The 17,424-nt window shown below is 47.0% G+C and carries 19 protein-coding genes, 1 tRNA gene and 3 pseudogenes; 8 read left to right on the forward strand and 15 right to left on the reverse strand.

Annotated elements, in window-relative coordinates:
- The 5 genes and pseudogenes from P5683_RS16180 to P5683_RS16200 all read right to left on the reverse strand — a co-directional run.
- Positions 1-334 (reverse strand): annotated as a pseudogene (locus P5683_RS16180) (hypothetical protein); the annotation flags it as partial.
- Positions 334-1,641 (reverse strand): AAA family ATPase, encoded by a 1,308-nt coding sequence (locus P5683_RS16185; RefSeq protein WP_006625077.1) that lies wholly within the window; start codon positions 1,639-1,641, stop codon positions 334-336. The pseudogene P5683_RS16180 and the gene P5683_RS16185, both read right to left, overlap by 1 nt.
- A gap of 108 nt (positions 1,642-1,749) precedes the next feature.
- Entirely contained in the window at positions 1,750-2,994 is a 1,245-nt protein-coding gene (locus P5683_RS16190) for a GIY-YIG nuclease family protein (protein WP_006668777.1), read from the reverse strand.
- Positions 2,987-3,706 (reverse strand): Uma2 family endonuclease, encoded by a 720-nt coding sequence (locus P5683_RS16195; RefSeq protein WP_315641928.1) that lies wholly within the window; start codon positions 3,704-3,706, stop codon positions 2,987-2,989. Before P5683_RS16195 ends, P5683_RS16190 begins: the two co-directional genes overlap by 8 nt.
- A gap of 34 nt (positions 3,707-3,740) precedes the next feature.
- Positions 3,741-5,811 (reverse strand): annotated as a pseudogene (locus P5683_RS16200) (DEAD/DEAH box helicase).
- A gap of 263 nt (positions 5,812-6,074) precedes the next feature.
- On the opposite strand from P5683_RS16200, the gene P5683_RS16205 reads away from it, so the two are divergent.
- Complete coding sequence (locus P5683_RS16205; protein ID WP_006625081.1) at positions 6,075-7,106, forward strand: hypothetical protein; 1,032 nt, start codon at positions 6,075-6,077, stop codon at positions 7,104-7,106.
- Positions 7,107-7,109: 3 nt separating this feature from the next.
- Here P5683_RS16205 and P5683_RS16210 read toward each other — a convergent pair whose 3' ends face one another.
- Positions 7,110-8,396, reverse strand: a complete 1,287-nt coding sequence (locus tag P5683_RS16210; protein ID WP_046319392.1) for a folylpolyglutamate synthase/dihydrofolate synthase family protein — start codon at positions 8,394-8,396, stop codon at positions 7,110-7,112.
- Positions 8,396-8,707, reverse strand: a complete 312-nt coding sequence (locus P5683_RS16215; RefSeq protein ID WP_006625083.1) for a hypothetical protein — start codon at positions 8,705-8,707, stop codon at positions 8,396-8,398. The genes P5683_RS16210 and P5683_RS16215 overlap by 1 nt, the downstream gene beginning before the upstream one ends.
- A gap of 283 nt (positions 8,708-8,990) precedes the next feature.
- Between P5683_RS16215 and P5683_RS16220 the strand changes: the two genes are divergently transcribed.
- Positions 8,991-9,827: a photosystem II manganese-stabilizing polypeptide gene (locus P5683_RS16220; protein ID WP_006616815.1), complete on the forward strand. Its 837-nt coding sequence runs from the start codon at positions 8,991-8,993 to the stop codon at positions 9,825-9,827.
- Positions 9,828-9,973: 146 nt separating this feature from the next.
- Here the strand turns inward: P5683_RS16220 and argB are convergent, their stop codons facing one another.
- Complete coding sequence (argB, locus tag P5683_RS16225; RefSeq protein WP_006616814.1) at positions 9,974-10,867, reverse strand: acetylglutamate kinase; 894 nt, start codon at positions 10,865-10,867, stop codon at positions 9,974-9,976.
- A 32-nt stretch (positions 10,868-10,899) separates the two neighbouring features.
- On the reverse strand, positions 10,900-11,058 hold the full coding sequence (locus P5683_RS16230) for a hypothetical protein (RefSeq protein WP_155839154.1): 159 nt from the start codon (positions 11,056-11,058) through the stop codon (positions 10,900-10,902).
- On the opposite strand from P5683_RS16230, the gene trpB reads away from it, so the two are divergent.
- Genes trpB through P5683_RS16245 form a run of 3 tightly spaced genes read left to right on the forward strand, consistent with a single transcriptional unit; the run spans position 11,057 to position 13,491 of the window.
- Positions 11,057-12,307, forward strand: a complete 1,251-nt coding sequence (gene trpB / locus P5683_RS16235; RefSeq protein ID WP_006668781.1) for a tryptophan synthase subunit beta — start codon at positions 11,057-11,059, stop codon at positions 12,305-12,307. The genes P5683_RS16230 and trpB overlap by 2 nt on opposite strands.
- 2 nt (positions 12,308-12,309) lie before the next feature.
- Positions 12,310-12,828, forward strand: a complete 519-nt coding sequence (locus P5683_RS16240; protein ID WP_006668782.1) for a CAP domain-containing protein — start codon at positions 12,310-12,312, stop codon at positions 12,826-12,828.
- Between the two features lie 39 nt (positions 12,829-12,867).
- The gene (locus P5683_RS16245) at positions 12,868-13,491 is read left to right on the forward strand and encodes a ribonuclease H-like domain-containing protein (protein ID WP_006625087.1); all 624 of its coding nucleotides are present in this window, start codon (positions 12,868-12,870) and stop codon (positions 13,489-13,491) included.
- A gap of 60 nt (positions 13,492-13,551) precedes the next feature.
- Here the strand turns inward: P5683_RS16245 and P5683_RS16250 are convergent, their stop codons facing one another.
- The 6 genes from P5683_RS16250 to P5683_RS16275 all read right to left on the reverse strand — a co-directional run bounded on the left by P5683_RS16250 (position 13,552) and on the right by P5683_RS16275 (position 16,035).
- Entirely contained in the window at positions 13,552-13,872 is a 321-nt protein-coding gene (locus tag P5683_RS16250) for an excalibur calcium-binding domain-containing protein (RefSeq protein ID WP_006668783.1), read from the reverse strand.
- Positions 13,873-14,013: 141 nt separating this feature from the next.
- Positions 14,014-14,087: transfer RNA gene (locus tag P5683_RS16255), tRNA-Pro, on the reverse strand.
- A 48-nt stretch (positions 14,088-14,135) separates the two neighbouring features.
- Positions 14,136-14,501 carry a DUF1818 family protein gene (locus P5683_RS16260; protein ID WP_006625089.1) on the reverse strand — a complete coding sequence of 122 codons (366 nt, stop codon included), beginning with the start codon at positions 14,499-14,501 and terminating at the stop codon, positions 14,136-14,138.
- A 12-nt stretch (positions 14,502-14,513) separates the two neighbouring features.
- Positions 14,514-15,113: a hypothetical protein gene (locus tag P5683_RS16265; protein WP_228116348.1), complete on the reverse strand. Its 600-nt coding sequence runs from the start codon at positions 15,111-15,113 to the stop codon at positions 14,514-14,516.
- A gap of 60 nt (positions 15,114-15,173) precedes the next feature.
- Positions 15,174-15,401 carry a DNA-directed RNA polymerase subunit omega gene (locus P5683_RS16270; RefSeq protein WP_006625091.1) on the reverse strand — a complete coding sequence of 76 codons (228 nt, stop codon included), beginning with the start codon at positions 15,399-15,401 and terminating at the stop codon, positions 15,174-15,176.
- 16 nt (positions 15,402-15,417) lie between these two features.
- Positions 15,418-16,035 carry a class II aldolase/adducin family protein gene (locus P5683_RS16275; protein ID WP_006625092.1) on the reverse strand — a complete coding sequence of 206 codons (618 nt, stop codon included), beginning with the start codon at positions 16,033-16,035 and terminating at the stop codon, positions 15,418-15,420.
- A 199-nt stretch (positions 16,036-16,234) separates the two neighbouring features.
- Here P5683_RS16275 and P5683_RS16280 point away from each other — a divergent pair, with 199 nt between their 5' ends.
- The 3 genes and pseudogenes from P5683_RS16280 to P5683_RS16290 form a co-directional block, all read left to right on the forward strand.
- Complete coding sequence (locus tag P5683_RS16280; protein ID WP_315640525.1) at positions 16,235-16,630, forward strand: RidA family protein; 396 nt, start codon at positions 16,235-16,237, stop codon at positions 16,628-16,630.
- A gap of 139 nt (positions 16,631-16,769) precedes the next feature.
- Positions 16,770-17,372, forward strand: a pseudogene (locus P5683_RS16285) (IS607 family transposase); the annotation flags it as partial.
- A partial coding sequence (locus tag P5683_RS16290; protein ID WP_315647102.1) for a helix-turn-helix domain-containing protein occupies positions 17,338-17,424 on the forward strand: 87 nt, incomplete at its 3' end. The pseudogene P5683_RS16285 and the gene P5683_RS16290, both read left to right, overlap by 35 nt.

Here is a 17,424-nt window from a genome sequence, read left to right on the forward strand (position 1 = left end):
GGGCGGATTGCTGAACTGGTGGAGGCAGCTCAATGCCGTTTACTCTATCTTCCGCAGTGGGAACCTGCATCACCCTCCCAGGGGTTTCTCCGGCGATCGCCATTTTAACTTGCTCAACAAACAACTCAGCACATTGTCGGCGCAAACGACCCTCACTGATATGAGCAATATGATTTCCGGTTTCATAAACAACCGCCATTGGTAACAGCAAATGGGTTCCTTTTTCCAAAAAATCCCTAAGTTGTTCCATGACTAAGCCTCGCTCATCATTCAATTTAGGAATATTAAGAACATTACAAAAAACCGAAGTATCGACAATCGAAACATCGGCCATTAGTGAGCCTCCACCATGGAATTAAGCGAAGTCAACCAGTCTAGAGCCTGCTGTTTTTTGTTCTCATTTCCTGGATGCTGCTTGACAAAACGTTCTAACAGTCCCCGAGTCATTAAATGACCCACGGAACCCTGAGCAATCAGTTCCGGGTAATCGGGAATATCTTGCAACCGAATTAATTGACTTGACCCATCATCAGGACTGCGATAACAAAATTCAGTCTCAGGAATTGCCTCATCAGGAAGAGCATCTAATAAAGCCGGATTATGGCTACTAATGAGAATACGGAGGTTACGTTTTCGAGCAATTTCAGCCATCCGAGACAGTAAGGCACTCGCACGACTCGGGTGTACACCATTATCGATTTCTTCAATGACTACTAAACTTTCTTCCGGTGCAGAAAGTAATACTGCTGCAATGGATAAAACTCGCAGGGTTCCATCAGACAATCTGGCGGCATCATAAGGAGTTGCCACCCCTCCAAAGGTTTCAGTGAGTTGTAACATCACCTCATCCCGAGGGGTTTCTAAAAAACTAATCTCCTCAATCTTCTGTTCTGGAAGACTACAAACAAAGTCTAAAACCGCCTGCTTAGAGGTTGTAGATTGACATAAATTATAAAGAACTCCCGATAAATTTTGCCCTTTCTCCCGCAAAATTAAATCCGTTTTGTGACCATAGTTTCTCATCAAGCTAGGCTCTGGTTCTAAAAACACAATTCCACTTAACCAACGGACATATTTTTCGCAAACATTCGGGATAATTTCTCGACTTTTGAGATTTTCGGGTCGAAATCGAATGGAACTTAAAAGTTGGGTAAAAACCGCCAGATGACTACTACAAACCAGGCTCGGTTTTTTGCCGCCTCTTGCAAAATTATTATAAGTCACAAAAATATCACTTCCTGCCCCTTGCGGTTCACTGGTGATTTCATACAACGGAACTTTAGAAGTTGAACTGGTAATCCGTTCTTGCATAACCTGCAAATGGTTGTCTGAACTGAGTCCGAGTTGAATCTCAAAACGTTCCCAATCGGGATGGTTTGTCAAGCCAGCTAGTTGAAATGTCTGCTTTCCTCGATATCCCAAATGTTCGACATTACCTCGAAAGAAATTATCTCCTTTTTTTTGCGGATTTCTGAGCAATCCAAGTCTTTCCCCAGTGGCAAGCCGAGATAAAAGCCGCAAGGCTTCAATAACATTACTTTTACCGGAAGCATTGGCTCCAATTAATACCGTAAGCCGCCCTAAGTGCAATGTCGCCGATTTATAACTTTTGAAATCTTTTAACTCTATTTCTGTAATCATCGTCGTTCACTCCGTTGGTGAGTTAAACTATTAAACTCTGCGGGTTCCCAAAACCCATGGGAAAATGTCCATTGTGGGAACCCAATTGCTTTTTATTACTAAAATGTGTTATGATACTCTAATAATACTGGCTGTTTCCAACTCATATTGGAATTGCTCAATGGTGCCGTCTTGGATTTTGGCGATCGCCTCTTCAATGGCATCTAATGGCACTAGAAACCACTCTCTAGGCTGGACTGGGAACTGAAAACGATCCATCAATTCCAGGTCTAATCGCGCCCTGGCGAAAAACTTATGTAGGATAAACTCTAGCTTTTTCGGGTGGATATTTGCCAGTTTAAAAGTGGCTACAATTTCCACATCTGCTAACAGATAGGTAGGGTCATGCTTTGCCTTAGCAATCCGCTTTTTAACATCCCCACCCGTCACGCCAATTTTATGAATAATCGACCGATTTTTGGCTATAAAAGGCTCGTCAGATAGGCTCCGCAATACATAAATATAACCCGTGATTAAATCATCATCATCTGATTTAACTTCTGGTTCCGGCTGACCGGAAAATAAAGGCCCCCAATCCCGCCGATCCAGCTTAGTGATGCGGCGGCTGGTTTTATCCTTATTTAAGGCTCGCTGAAGTGATCTAAACAGAGGATTGCTCTCCGTGCCATTATCATAAATTACCCGGAGCCTATAATTTCTCAGACCATAGTCAGTGATAAACATCTCCCCCGTCTCTGCTACCAGAACTTTTTGACCATCAAGAATAAACAAATCCCCTTGATTAATGGTGGCATAATCCTGATATTTGACGGCTTGGCGATCGCCTGTTTTTAACTGACGCTGAACTTCCTCAAAGATGGGTTTAAATTCATCAAAATTCTGGCAGGGAAACCGCTGGGCAATTTCTTCCGCCGCCTTAATTTCTTGACGCGATCGCACATGAGTTAACTGGGTGATATCATTTTCGGGAGCAGCATCAACCCCCAAAGAAGCCAAAAGCGCCGCATCAATTTGGTCTTCTTCCAGGTTTTCTGCTAAGGTAAAACTGGCATCATTTTCCAGGTTTAAAAGTCCTCGGGAGTCCAGAGGTTCAAGGAGGGCGCGACATTCCGCCGATTCCCGCAAACGTTCCAGGCGCACTGCATAGAGGCGCTCGAAAATATCCCGATCGCCCATAAGTTGAGGAAGTCTACCTTTTTCGGCAACAAAGCGATCGATTTCCTCAAACCCGGCGATAATCCGTTCTTCTCTAGGGGAATATTCGGGAGTCGCTTCCGGGGCGATATCTATCCCCAACTGTGCCAACAGTTCTAAATCTTCATCAGTGGTAGATTTGGGTGGGGATTTAGCCATTGTTTTCCTCCTGGTGTTCAGGTTCAGCAATCCTCTCCTTTTGTTCTGGCGGGTTTTGTAACTGTTGGATTAACCAATTGGCAGCAGCGGTGTTGGTTTCCGTGTTCAGCCGTTCTAGGGTTTGTTCTAAAAGGGCGATCGGCAACCCCGTCAATACTTGGGACTGGGCGATCGCTTCATAATGCCCCAATGGAGTCAAGCTAAAGGCAAAAATCCGCCGCCCTTTCACATCAACCACCCAATATTCAGAAATCCCTAAGCTGGCGTAGAGTTGCTTTTGTTCATCCAGGTCAAGGCTGAGGGTAGTATCAGCAATTTCCCCCACCAAGTCCGGCAAACGGTGGCGACGCAAGTCAATCCGGCGCGGTTCTCCGGGTTGCCATCGGGGAATATTATCACCCTTGTACAGCACTAAATCTGGCGCACAGGCGTGGGTATCCGGGCGTTCAATGACACAGCGACCATAAGATTGCAAGACAAACTCAGGGTGCAGAAATACCCAAACAAAGAAAATTGCCGTTATCAAATCACTGAACGAAGCATGATTCGGTCCTTCTTTACCCATATCTACCCACAACCATCCTTGATGAAATGAGATTTTTTGCCAGTCTATATCCCCGTTATCCCGGATAGCCACATAGTCTTGCCAGGTGGCGTTGTGGCGTTGGAGGATGGAGTTTGGGGGGGTGGTTTTTTCTAGGGAGAGGGTCACGGATTGTCACCTCCAGATGAGCTATCAATTGATTTTAGGCTTTTTTTTCTTCCTTAACTTTCCGTTGCAGAAAGGCAACCCCTTCCGCCATGCACTTTTCCCAAGGATCGGCGGCGGTGAGGGAAGGCAACCGACCCCTTTCCTGTTTGAACTGTAGCGCCCGCTTTGCTAACTCTCGCGCTTCTTCTACGGAGAGATTGACTCGCTTGGCGGCGTTCGCGAAGCGTCCCGGAGGGAATCGCCTCTGCTACCAGTTTCAGCCGTTCCGCACTCATGGACTTAGCCAGAATCGCGTATGCTTCCCCAAAAGGATTAATCCGGTCAATCATATCAATATCGAGGTCTGTCACCGATAGGGCAAACTGCCGCACCCCGTCAATTAGGGCGGTATTTTTCGGGGCTAACCCGTCCCCTTCGTTACTGGTTTTCTTAGCTTGTTGTACCAAATTGAGAGCGGCGATCGCGTGTTGGCGGACGGCTTCGCGATCGCCTTCATCCAGGTTGGGGAATTTCTGTTTAATAATTTTACCCATCCGTAGTTGGGTGAGTTCCTCTGGCACCAATTCCTCATCAAATAGACCGCGCTCGATACTCGGCTTATCTTGGACAAAAGCCGTCACCAATTCCGTTAAATCTTCCCGACAAATGCGGGAGGCTTCCGGGCTTTTTGGTAGGGCTAAACCCTTAATTTCTAGCTGAATTTCCCCGCTTTCTGGATTAACTCCCACATTGCATCGACTCGGGTCGTAGCCACTTTCTCCATAGTCAAAGCCGGGGGTGGGTTGATTGTCCGGGCGCTTGGGTTTGAACTGAAAGCGGGGGGCTAGGACTTGTTCCATTAGCAGACTGGCAGCGATCGCCTTAATCGTATCATTCACCGCCTCTGTCACTGCCATCTCGCTGGCATCAGGTTCCGCAATCAAGTTGGTAAACCGGGCGCGGGTTTTACCCGGTGCGTCGCGGGTCGCCCGCCCAATAATTTGGACAATTTCGGTCAAACTGGAACGGTAACCAATGGTTAAAGCGTGTTCGCACCAGATCCAATCAAAGCCTTCTTTAGCCATCCCCAGGGCGATGATAATATCAACGCGATCGCGATTATCTTTGTGGGTGGGGTCCTTCAGTGCGGCTGCCACTTTATCCCGCTTGTTGGGGTCATCATCCACCAAATCGGCAATCTTGAGAATCTTCCCCTCGGCGGTTTTGACCTGTTGAAATCCGGTGGTCGGGTCAATCCCCTGCCATTCTCCCAATGCCTCAATAATATGTTCCACTTCCCGGATTTTGTCCTTGGTACTCTCGCGGGAATTAACGTTAGGAATATGCAGGATAGTTTTTTCGTTGGGGTTGAGTACCTGCATGATTTCATCGGTGTAGCTACCGGAGTAAAAATAATAGCCGATATCCAGTTGTTTTAGGTGTTCATAGCCGTTGAGTTGTTCATAATAGGTGTAGGTAACGTGGTGAAATTTGGCTTCGTCTTCGGGATGTAGGACTGCTTCGGCATCCCCCCGAAAATAAGAACCCGTCATAGCCACGATATGGGTTTTGTCGCGAGTCATCAGTTGGCGGATATGGTCCCCCAGCTTGTTGTCCGGGTTAGAGGAAACATGGTGAAATTCATCCACGGCAATCAGGCGATCGTCCAACATTTCCACCCCAAATTTATCCACCGCAAAGCGGAAGGTGGCATGGGTGCAAATTAAGACTTTATCATCGCTGTCGAGAAAGGTTTTCACCGCTTCTACTTTACCGCCATCGCTGCCGGGTGCGTTGCAGAGGTTCCACCGGGGTTCAACGTGCCAATCTGCCCAAAAGCCAAACTTAGTCAGAGGTTCATCATGGAAACTAGCACCGATCGCCTTTTCCGGGACAACGACGATCGCTTGTTTCAGGTTCTGGTTTTCCAGCTTATCGAGGGCGATAAACATCAGCGCCCGACTTTTCCCAGAGGCGGGGGGAGATTTAATCAGCAGATATTGTTCCCCCCTTTTCTGGTAGGCGATCTCTTGATTATGGCGCATCCCCAGGGCGTTGGTGCGGGTGGAAGTGCCATCCTGGGCGTAGGTTACGGAAACGGAAGGAATGGCGATCGCTTGCTTCATGATAGTTCGGTGTTTCTGATTAGAGGGGGATTAACAAGTAATTTAAGGATATTTCCAGAAATATTCTTCCAGTTATGGTGGTATATTGACTCATTGTCTCACACAACAACCATGCCATTGTCCAGGTCTTCAGTTGCCGATTGTACGGACTCAGGAAATACAGGTCTGTTATCAAAGAAGATTCGGATTTACCCAGAAACAGCTTTGCCTAAGACCTGTTAATGTATAATGTTCCCCCAAGTCCATAACCATTACGCTAGTAGATGCCTGAAATTCCCCAATCTGCGACTGAACTGGCTGAGGTTCTCACCGAGTTGAGTGACCTTAATTTTGAACTCCCTGATCCCGAAGATGAGGAAGTTTCCGAGCATGAATTTGCCGATCAGGTAGACACAGCCTGGAAAGTATGCGATCGCTTTGATTTACAAACCGAAATTTGGCGGGGACGGATTTTGCGGGCGGTTCGCGATCGCGAAAAACGAGGCGGCGAAGGTCGCGGAATGGGTTTTCTCCACTGGCTCAAACAGCGAGAAATCAGCAAAAGTCAGGCTTATGCTTTAATTGAACTGGCTAATAGTGCTGATGCTCTCCTGGCTCAGGGACACCTGAACCCCGATGCTATTAACAATTTCAGTAAACGAGCTTTTATCGAAACCGCTAAATCTTCCCCAGAAGTACAGCAAATGGTTAGTGATGTGGCCTGTGCAGGCGATCGCATCACTAGACGGGAAGTCCGCCAACTCGCTGATGAATGGACCGCTATGAGTTCCGATTTGGTTCCTGATGATGTCCGGGAAAAAGCTGCTATCGGAGCAATTCCACCCCGTTATCTAGCGCCTCTGGTGCGGGAAATGGAAAAGTTGCCAGATACCCACGTTGGCGAAATTCAACGGGAAATGGTCACTAACCCTGATGTGGATACCGTGCGCCAGTTAACCTCTGATGCTCGTAGTTTAGCTAAATATCTCGATGCTGCTGCACAGGTTCAGGCTTTAAATCAGTCTTCGGTAGATCTGGAAATGGCTTTAGAAGAGGCTTTGCGGGTGGGGTGTTTGAGTACCGCTTCCGATTTGGTCAAGCAGGCTACTCAGTTGGAACAAACTATTGTTAAACTTCATAGCACTTGGCGACGAGTGGGGAGTCTCGCCGATCGCTTATATGTAGATACCGGAGCCAGTACCCCCCACTTGCGATCGCTCCTTAATTGTCTCGAACAGTTAGCGGGTCAGGTGATTGAGGTTAATCTAGGAGATAGCGACGACGGCAAAATCCGCCTCCAAATTCTCTCGGACTGAGTATTAATGTCCTCCCCCACCTGATGAGACAGCTTTCAGGATATAACCTACTAAGTATAGGGAACCACACAGGACTACTAGACTATTATCTGAATTAGCTAAAGCTGTTTCTAAGCCTACAATAGGATCGCTATGGGTTTGACAAGATCCCAGTTGCGGACAGATTTGGTGGGCGAGGTGGGCGAGTTGTTCCGGTATCGCTGAACTATGATCAGGTACCGGGACTAAATGTAAGCGATCGCCAGAATGTAATAAAGCCCTGAAAATATCATCATGGTCTTTAGTCGATAACATCCCCATTACCCAGGTAATCGGACCATCAACAGTTCCCCTCTGTTGCAACTCATCCACATATTCACGCAAAGCCGCCGCCGCCGCCGGGTTATGCGCTCCATCAAGCAAAAATGAGCGATTGTCATGGCAACTTATCCATTGTAGACGACCCGGCCAGCGAGTTTTAGCGATACCCTCGACTATAGCTGTATCAGAAATCGCCCAACCCTGTTGTTTGAGAGACTCCAAAACAGCGATCGCCAAAGCTGAGTTGAGCAATTGAACTTGTCCGGGGATGGGTAAAATATATTGGCAGTTTCCATAACTAGCTACCGGGTGAAAAGGGTCAGACTTGAGCAATTGTGCTGGTTCGACCCAAGTAGTTGGACAGCCAAGAGTTAAAAGGCGATCGTTCACCACTTTTCGCGCTTCCGGCGGAAGGGGTCCCACCACCGCCGGACATCCTCGTTTAAGAATACCCGCCTTTTCCCTAGCAATATCCGCCAAAGTCGGACCAAGGCGCTGCCAATGTTCTCGACTGAGGCTAGTAATTACACTGACCAAAGGCTGATCAATCACATTAGTAGCATCAAGTCGTCCCCCTAAGCCTACCTCAATCACCGCCACATCGACTTTCTCTCTGGCAAAATAAAGCCAAGCCGCAGCCGTAATCACCTCAAATTGAGTAGGTAAAAGTTCATCAGAAGAAATAGCCCCGATCACATCTTGGAGTACAATCTGCAAATCCCGATTATCTATGGGAACCCCATTGATACAAATTCTCTCAGTCCAATCGACCAAATGGGGAGAAATATAGCGCCCCACACGATATCCCGCTTCCGTCAGCACTGAGGATAAATAGGCACATACCGACCCTTTACCGTTAGTTCCAGCAATATGCAAAACAGGGACTTGGTAGTGAGGATTATTTAACCTCACCATAAGCTCTGTAATGCGTTCTAAGCCCAGATTAATGCCAAAACGTTCAAAAGACCCCAAAATCGCATCTATACTCACTACGCCCCCTTATTGTCCGGCTCAGAGGGGGTTGATAAATCCAGATTTTTCAAAATGAATCTTAGGGATTTACGGGGAATATATGGCCATCCCCCTTGGGCTTCTATCTCGCGCAGTAAATGATAAAGTTCCTGTCTGTTCTTGGGTAAAGTCTTCTGAAACACATCTTCTCGGATTTTTTGGTGAAGCTGTTCTAAGGTTCGCAATAGGGATAACAGCATGAGGGTGTCATCATTAGCTTGGACGGTCAAATCCTGGATATTCTGGGTCAACAACTGCAATTGAGCCTCAAAATCAGTCTCCTGCTCCATAATTTCCTATTATGATTATGCTTGTTCACGATTTCATCATAGATCTAACCTGCTACCAATTTCCGCTTAAATCCGTAAATAAACCCAGGTAAAAACACTTAAAGCCGATAAATTTGTACTTCTGGTAACAAAAAAGTCGTAATCAGGGTAAAATGCTGTATTGGACAGCCCCCATATAAATGGGGTGGGATCAGGTGACTCGCTCAATCTAGGGAGCGGGGAGCGTCGATTCTGCCAACTAGAAAATTATGTCACATATCGATTTTGGATATTGAGGTTGAAAATGAAATATCGCGCTTTAGTGGCGACATTCTTGGCATTTTGCCTTTCGGTACTCACAGCTTGCTCTGAAAGTCCATCCGCAAAAGATCCATCATTACTAACTTATGATGATATTCGGAACACTGGTTTAGCGGTTAACTGTCCGAGTCTTCCTGAAACCGCCCGGGGTTCAATTCCCCTTGACCAAAATGCTTCCTATGAAATTACAGGCTTGTGTCTGCAACCTACTAGCTACTTTGTGAAAGAAGAACCGGCTAATAAGCGACAAGAGGCTGAGTTTGTACCAGGCAGATTGTTAACTCGCTTCACTTATAGCTTAGACCAGGTTCGCGGTCTCTTGAAATTTCAGCCAGATGGCAGCCTGAAATTTACTGAAAAAGATGGGATTGATTTTCAGCCCATTACCGTTTTACTCCCTGGTGGTGAGCAAGTGCCATTCCTATTCACTATTAAAGGGTTAGTAGCCACCAGTCAACCTGGACTGACTAGCATTAATACTTCTACCGACTTCTCTGGGGATTTTAATGTCCCTTCCTATCGTGGGTCTACTTTCCTCGATCCGAAGGCACGGGGTTTGGCTTCTGGTTATGATAATGCTGTGGCTTTACCTGCTACTGCTGACGAGGAAGATTATGTTAATGCCAATGTTAAACTTGCTGATACCAAGTTTAAGGCTGGTCATATTTCCCTACAGGTAGCTAAAGTTGATGGCGAAACTGGCGAAATTGCTGGCATTTTTGAAAGCGAACAGCCTTCTGATAATGATTTAGGTGCGAAAGAAGCTGTTGAGGTGAAAATCCGTGGTGCTTTCTACGCTCGTATTGAGCCTAAAGCATAGTCAACAACCCACCACTAATGGCAGTAGCCCTAATTGACGAATTGGGGCTACGGTGCAGATGAGGCATACCGTGCCAACAAGGGTTGCCCCTTCTCCGGGGTGCGGGCTAGATAGCCCGCTATATGATTAAGTGACGGGATTGGCTATTAGTATTTAAGGTCAGAGGCTACTAACATAGAGCCAATTCCCGCGTCGGTAAAGATTTCCTGAAGCAAGGCATGGGGAAGGCGACCATCGATAATATGGGCGGCGCGTACTCCCTGGGCGAGACTCCGCACACAGCAGGTAACTTTAGGAATCATACCGCCAGCCACAATTCCTCGTTCAATCAGTCCCCTGGCTTCCTGAATGTCTAACTTGGCGATTAGGGTCTCGGGTTTATGGTAGTCCTCTAAAATTCCGGCTGTGTCGGTGAGCAAAATCAATTTTTCTGCCCCTAAAGCGGCGGCGATTTCACCAGCAACAGTGTCAGCATTGATATTGTAGGCTTGACCTGTTTCATCAGATGCTACGCTGGACACTACAGGTATATAACCGCCATCAACTAAGGATTCTAGTAACTTGGTATCAATACTGGTTACCTCTCCCACAAATCCTATGCCCTCTTCACCCTGGGGACGAGCGCGGATCAGGTTAGCATCTTTACCACATAATCCTACTGCTAAACCTCCTACCTGATTGATGAGGGAGACAATTTCTTTATTGACTCGCCCCACGAGTACCATTTCGACTACATCCATTGTGGGGGCATCTGTGACCCGTAAGCCGTTTTTGAATTGGGGTTCAATTCCCAGTTTCCCTAACCAGGTATTGATTTCTGGGCCTCCACCATGTACGACCACTGGCCGAATACCCACACAGGACAGCAGCACAATATCTCGCATGACAGTATCTTTAAGGTTACTGTCTTTCATGGCTGCGCCGCCATATTTAACGACAATGGTACGACCAGCAAATTTTTGGATATAGGGGAGTGCTTCGCTCAGAATTTGGACGCGAATGGTCTGGTCTATTTGGGAAAAGTCACTATGTTTGAGCATGGTAGGGCATATAAAAATCTCGCTTAATGATTTTAGCTGCGATTCAGACAAGTATTGTGGGCTGTGTCCGACAAACTTATGTCGGAAATAGCTTGGGTGTACAGACAAATATCAACTCCTAGGGCGATTGTGCAACCTGTCTCGAAGGGCTTATAATCATTGGATGTACTGAAAATTAATCCCCTGTTCATGACAACCACTCCCCTACATTCCAACTCCTCAACGAACCCCAATCCAGTAATTGACCCATCTGTAGGACGGTTTGGGCAATTTGGTGGTAAATATGTCCCGGAAACTTTAATGCCAGCTTTGGCGGAACTGGAAGCGGCTTTTAAACATTATGTGAGCGATCGCGACTTCCAAAGGGAACTAGAAGACTTACTCCGGGACTATGTAGGGCGACCGAGTCCCCTGTATTTTGCCCCCCGTTTAAGCGATCGCTATGCTAGACCTGACGGTAGCGGTCCGAAAATCTACTTAAAACGGGAAGACCTCAACCATACTGGCGCTCATAAAATTAACAACGCCCTCGCCCAAGCTCTCCTAGCCTGCAAAATGCGCAAAAAACGGATTATTGCGGAAACTGGGGCGGGTCAACATGGAGTCGCTACCGCTACGGTTTGCGCCCGCTACGGCTTAGACTGTGTAATCTATATGGGCGTACAGGATATGGAACGCCAAGCCCTGAATGTGTTTAGAATGAGGCTATTAGGGGCAGAAGTCAGACCGGTGGCAGCGGGAACCGGAACCCTCAAGGATGCCACTTCTGAGGCGATTCGGGACTGGGTGACAAATGTGGAAACTACCCACTATATCTTGGGTTCGGTAGCAGGTCCCCATCCTTACCCAATGATGGTGCGAGATTTTCATGGGGTAATTGGTCGGGAAACCCGCGCCCAGTGTTTAGAGAAATGGGGTGGTTTACCAGATATTCTGCTCGCCTGCGTGGGTGGTGGGTCTAATGCTATGGGATTGTTTCATGAATTTGTTAATGAGTCCTCTGTGCGTCTAATTGGCGTAGAAGCAGCCGGCTCTGGTGTGGAGACTGGAAAACACGCCGCCACCCTAACTCATGGGCGTGTGGGGGTTCTACATGGCGCTATGAGTTATCTATTGCAGGATGATGATGGTCAGATTATTGAAGCACATTCTATTAGCGCGGGGTTGGATTATCCGGGAGTGGGACCGGAACACAGTTATTTGAAGGATACCCAACGGGCTGAATATTACAGCGTTACTGACCGAGAGGCGGTAGATGCTTTTCAGCGTTTATCCCAGTTGGAGGGAATTATTCCGGCTTTGGAAACTTCCCATGCGATCGCTTATTTAGAAACTCTCTGTCCTCAACTGGAAGGTAGCCCTAATATTGTTCTCAATTGTTCGGGACGGGGTGATAAGGATGTGCAAACTGTAGCTAAGTTTCTCGATTCAGAGATTTGACTATGACACGCAATTTAATGGCTTTGGCTTCTGTGGGAATGGGGTTAATCTTGGGTTATCATTTCTTCCCGGAAGTGGATTTTTTATCAGTTGTTAATCCCTCAAGTTCTGTGATTGCTTCTACCAGAGATATTGCTAGTTTGGAACGACAGGTTCATCAACAGGTGAATGAGTACCGCCAAAGCCGAGGTTTGTCACCTCTACAACTTGACTCTCGTATCAGTAATGAGTCTCGTCGTCATTCGGAGGATATGGCGGCGGGACGGGTTCGGTTTAGCCATGATGGTTCAAGAGAAAGGTTTGATGCGATCGGTAGTCAGATCCGCTTCCGCCAAATTGCTGAAAATCTTGCCTATAATTCTGGTTATGCTGATCCGGTAAAACAGGCGGTTAAGGGTTGGATTGATAGTCCGGGTCATCATAAAAATATGATCGGCGATTATTCTTTAACCGGAATTGGGGTGGCGAGGAATGCTAAGGGTGAGTATTATTTTACCCAGATTTTTGTCCGCCCTCGCTGAGAGGATGGATGGTTAAATACACCAGAGGGGTGAGTTATTATGAATGATTTTCAGGTGTGCGATCGCGATTTGAGTGATTCTCGTCTTTCGGAGTTCATGGCAGCTGAGGCTTTGGCTATCGATACGGAAACTATGGGTTTATTACCTGGGCGCGATCGCCTCTGTTTGGTGCAAATTTGTGACCCGAAAGGACAGGTGGTGGCGATTCGGATTGAACGCGGACAAAGGGAAGCACCCAATTTAAAAACCCTTTTAGAAACTGCTAATATCCTCAAGGTTTTTCACTTCGCCCGGTTTGATGTCGCTACTTTGCGCCATAATCTGGGGATTGAAGTTAACCCAGTATTTTGTACTAAAATTGCCAGTAAATTAGCCAGAACTTATACTGGGAAACATGGCTTAAAAGATTTAATCATGGAATTGGAGGGGGTGGAATTAGATAAATCTTCTCAAAGTTCCGATTGGGGGAATGCTGCCAATTTATCGGAAAATCAGCTTAATTATGCAGCTAATGATGTGCGATATTTACTATCAGCTAAAGATAAGTTAATTCAGATGCTCAAGCGTGAGGAACGCTGGGATTTAGCCCTGGATTGTTTCCAATGTTTGCCGACTATTGTAACCTTAGATTTAATGCAGTTCGATGATATTTTTAAGCATTAGTCAATCGTGGGCTTAATTAACAGTCAAGTTAGAGCATAGGTTTTTAGATAGGACTAATGGCTAATTCTCGCAGCCAATTCCATCTCGATCGCGATCGAACTTATGGGGGTCAGAACCGATCACCCGAAACTTGCGATCTGAGATATCCTTACAATTGAGGTCTGGTGGGTAAGGTGGGATGCAAATATCAGGATAGGAAGGGTCACATTTAGCCCGCAAATTGTCTGTTCTTTTCCTTGCTGTCTGGTTGACAACTGGCTTAGTTGTCGGGTTACCTTGTCCTCCCGTAACCGCATTTGTAGCAGCAACTGCGGGCGGGACTACCAAAAAAGTGACCGCGATCAACACACCTACAATAATTGCAAACAGCGTCCGTTTCATCTCTTCCAACTTGGTTCGATTGAGTTACAATAGTTTCTACCCCTATGCTAGGTGCAAATTGTCTGCAAATTGTCTGCAACAGAGCGACTACCCGGTTAAGTGTTCCCGTCGATCGCCCTTAGGATAAGGGTTTAAGTAAAATCGGAGCGGCGGGATTTGAACCCACGACCCCCACTACCCCAAAGTGGTGCGCTACCAAGCTGCGCTACGCCCCGATGTGCTTCACCATCATAACACACATAATCGAAATTTCCAACAACTTTTTAGAACATTTTTAAAATTTTCATGGCGGCCAGGAGTTCCGGGACTGCCTCCGGCGGCCAACTGCCCTCACAGCGCCGCCCGTTACTAAGGATAAACTCTAGGCTGTAGGCGTGGGGTACGCCTTCTAGCTGTACCCAAAGGCGATCGCTTTCAGCTTCACAGGCGAGGCGTTCGGAGTCCATAATTTCCGCAGCTATTTCACTAACGGTGTCGGCGAGTTGTCCACACAGACGACACAAATCATCTAATTCCGGTTCCGTTAACTCAACCGCCCATCCTTCTCCCCCGACTAACCCTTTAAACTCGGAGGCGTTGGGGTCCCAGCCTAACCGCCAGCCGACCCCTTTTCTCAAAATTTTGTCCATTTGTTAACTCAACTAAGGAAGCAACAATTCTGAGTCTCCCGGCTGGGGAAGGCGAGGGAGGGAAAAACGGCCATTATCACCAGCATCATTTGATGGGGGAGGTATTGGCGGCGTGTCTGCTGGGGGTTGTCTTTCTGATACAGCATTAGCCGCGCTAGGATTAAATATCCCCACCAGAACATCAACTAAGGCATCCCGTTGTTGTCTATTCAAAGTGCCGATCGCCTTTTTGTCTCCCTCTAGGGGATTTTCCTGCAAAACACGAGCGCGGGGGTATTGCTCAGGTCTCATTATTTGATTAGCACCTAAATAATCAGCCAGGGTCAGTTTCCAGTCTAGGCGAAATTGGGTAGGGCGATTTTGGATATAAACGTGATAGCGAATTAGCCGATCAATTAGGGTGTTATCTTCGGCAGGTTCTCCGGTTTCGGTGGAAATGTGGTGATTTTCCTTGGGTAGGTCTGGTAAAAGCTCATATACCTGTTGCCAGACATCACGCACCCGCAACATTCCCCCTTGGGCTAATTGCGAGGACTCCTGGGGGGGAATTTGGGCGCGGGTCGGAGATTTGGTCAAAGTAGCGATCGCTGTGAATATGATCAGACTCGCCACTGCTAATGCAACGAGTCTAGGATATGGCGCGCGCCGTGTTGAACTTGGTCTCATGAAACTTTAGCGATCGACAATAATTTCCGGTTGGCTTAACTCATCGGACATTTCCACAATAGCCCGCATAACTGGCTTCATCAGGTTGTCGTCAAAATTATCAAAATCCTCGTAGCGGCACTGCTTGGCGCGTTTAGCCACCTGAACAGTAATTTTATAGCGGTTAGAGGCAGCATCAAAAAGTTGTACTGCGCGACGATTAATTTCCAAAGAATCGATAGAACGTCTTTGCATAAGACTCCAACTATAGTTATCTTGTCGGATATATGTTAACCCATTCTAGCAGAACTTCCCCAGCTTCTGCCAAATTCTGACCAAAACTCAAAAAGCCGTCTTCATGTCCTCCCATGACTAAAATTCGCTGATCGGCTAGATTTTCCACCGCGAATAAACGGAACATTTCCTCTGCCATTTGCGGGGTTCCATAGGGAACATTAGGGTTAGTGGTAGGAACTTTAAACATCAATTTCTGCCAAATTTGGGGATGATGAACATGGGCGATCGCCGTAATTTGAGGTTGATGGCTATATATGGCAGCATGGGTTAAGGCTTCTGATGAGGCTTTAATCGGACCGCGACAGGTGATCCAATTTTCCGGCCAACTAAAATCGTAAACCAGGGTATAATGTTGGGGAGTTAAATGGGCTAGGTGTCCGGTTTGGGTTCCGGTGATGATAAATTCCCGGGAGTTTCCCACACGCACACTGACATTACCAAACCCAATGCCATTGTCATAGACTCCAATTAGTCCTAAAGAATATAAGCGATCGCGCCAATACATCAACTCCCCTAAGACGGGTGAGGCTAAGGGTTCAGCCTCTATCCAATTACATTGATATTTGATAACACCTTCATCAATCATGGTCATTTCGAGTTAACTGCCACTGCGGTAGGTTGGGAAATATTACCCGGCAATAATTCCCTCATCGAGTGATTTTATACTGTGTTGTTGATCCGGGCAATGATTCCGGCAATTTCGGGAAGATGAAAATCTCAAAACGGGCGATCGCATATTGACGAGCAGGTGTAATGTAAGATCAACAATAGTAGTGATAACTACCCCAAATATGAAGCGTCAAATCATCCGCACCAATCGCGCCCCTGCTCCTGTGGGGCCTTATAGCCAAGCAGTGATCGTCAATGGTATGGTATTTGTGTCCGGCCAAATTGCGATCGATCCAGAAAGCAATCAACTCATCGGTTCAGGAGATATTGAACAACAGACCAAACAGGTAATGGCGAACCTAGAAGCCATCCTTACCGCCGCCAAAAGCAGTTGGTCAGAAGTAGTCAAAACCACCATTTTCCTCAAGGATATGAGCCATTTTAGCAGCGTAAATGAAATTTATGCAAAATTTTTCGATTCCGAAAATGCTCCCGCTCGTGCCTGCGTAGAAGTAGCCAGATTACCCAAAGATGTACTGGTAGAAATAGACTGCATTGCCACAGTATCTGACAGCTAAAATCTCAACCTTGCCGGAAATGGTTGACGGGTGAGTGAACTTGAGGACTGACAACCACAAGAGCATGATTTAATCACAAATTCGGTTAATATTTTAGGGCAATACGGTATAATAAGCGAGAAGGGTTGAGGATAAACCTATTGCCAGATATGTCAAACCCAAGGAAGCGGCCAAAATCCTTGGAGTCCATGAAAGAACACTCCGCAGATGGGACGACAATGGCTCAATCGACACCATCAGAACCCCCGCTGGGCAACGACGATACAACGTTGAGTGATATACTGCCAAATCAGGCAGTGACAAACGCAAAGTCGTTATCTATGCCAGAGTTAGTAGCCGCGCCCAGCAGTCCGACCTCAACCGACAGGTGGCCGCACTGTCCAACCTCTACCCCGAAGCAGAAGTCGTCTCAGAAATCGGAGGCGGGCTCAACTTCAAGGGAAAGAAAATGCTGGCCTTACTGGGACATCATTTGTCAGGAGATGTCCGCATGGTTGTCGTTGCCCACCCAGACCGATTGGCAATATGGGGATTTGACTTGTTTCGATGGCTCTGTGAGCAAAACAGGTGCTCACTCATGGTTCTCAACGAGACAAGTCTCAGTCCAGAACCAGAAATGGTTGAGGACATCCTCGCCATCCTCCACTGCTTCAGTTCCCGATTATACGGACTGCGTAAATATAAAACTCAGGTCAAAGAAGATCCGGATTTACCCCAGCCCCGAGCTAAATCAAGTCTGGCGCAAATGGTTGGCCGCTTGTCGGTATTGCTACAACCAAGCAATTGCATTATCC

It is taken from the genome of Limnospira sp. PMC 1279.21 (genome assembly GCF_032349615.1).
Taxonomy (GTDB): Bacteria; Cyanobacteriota; Cyanobacteriia; order Cyanobacteriales; family Microcoleaceae; genus Limnospira; species Limnospira fusiformis.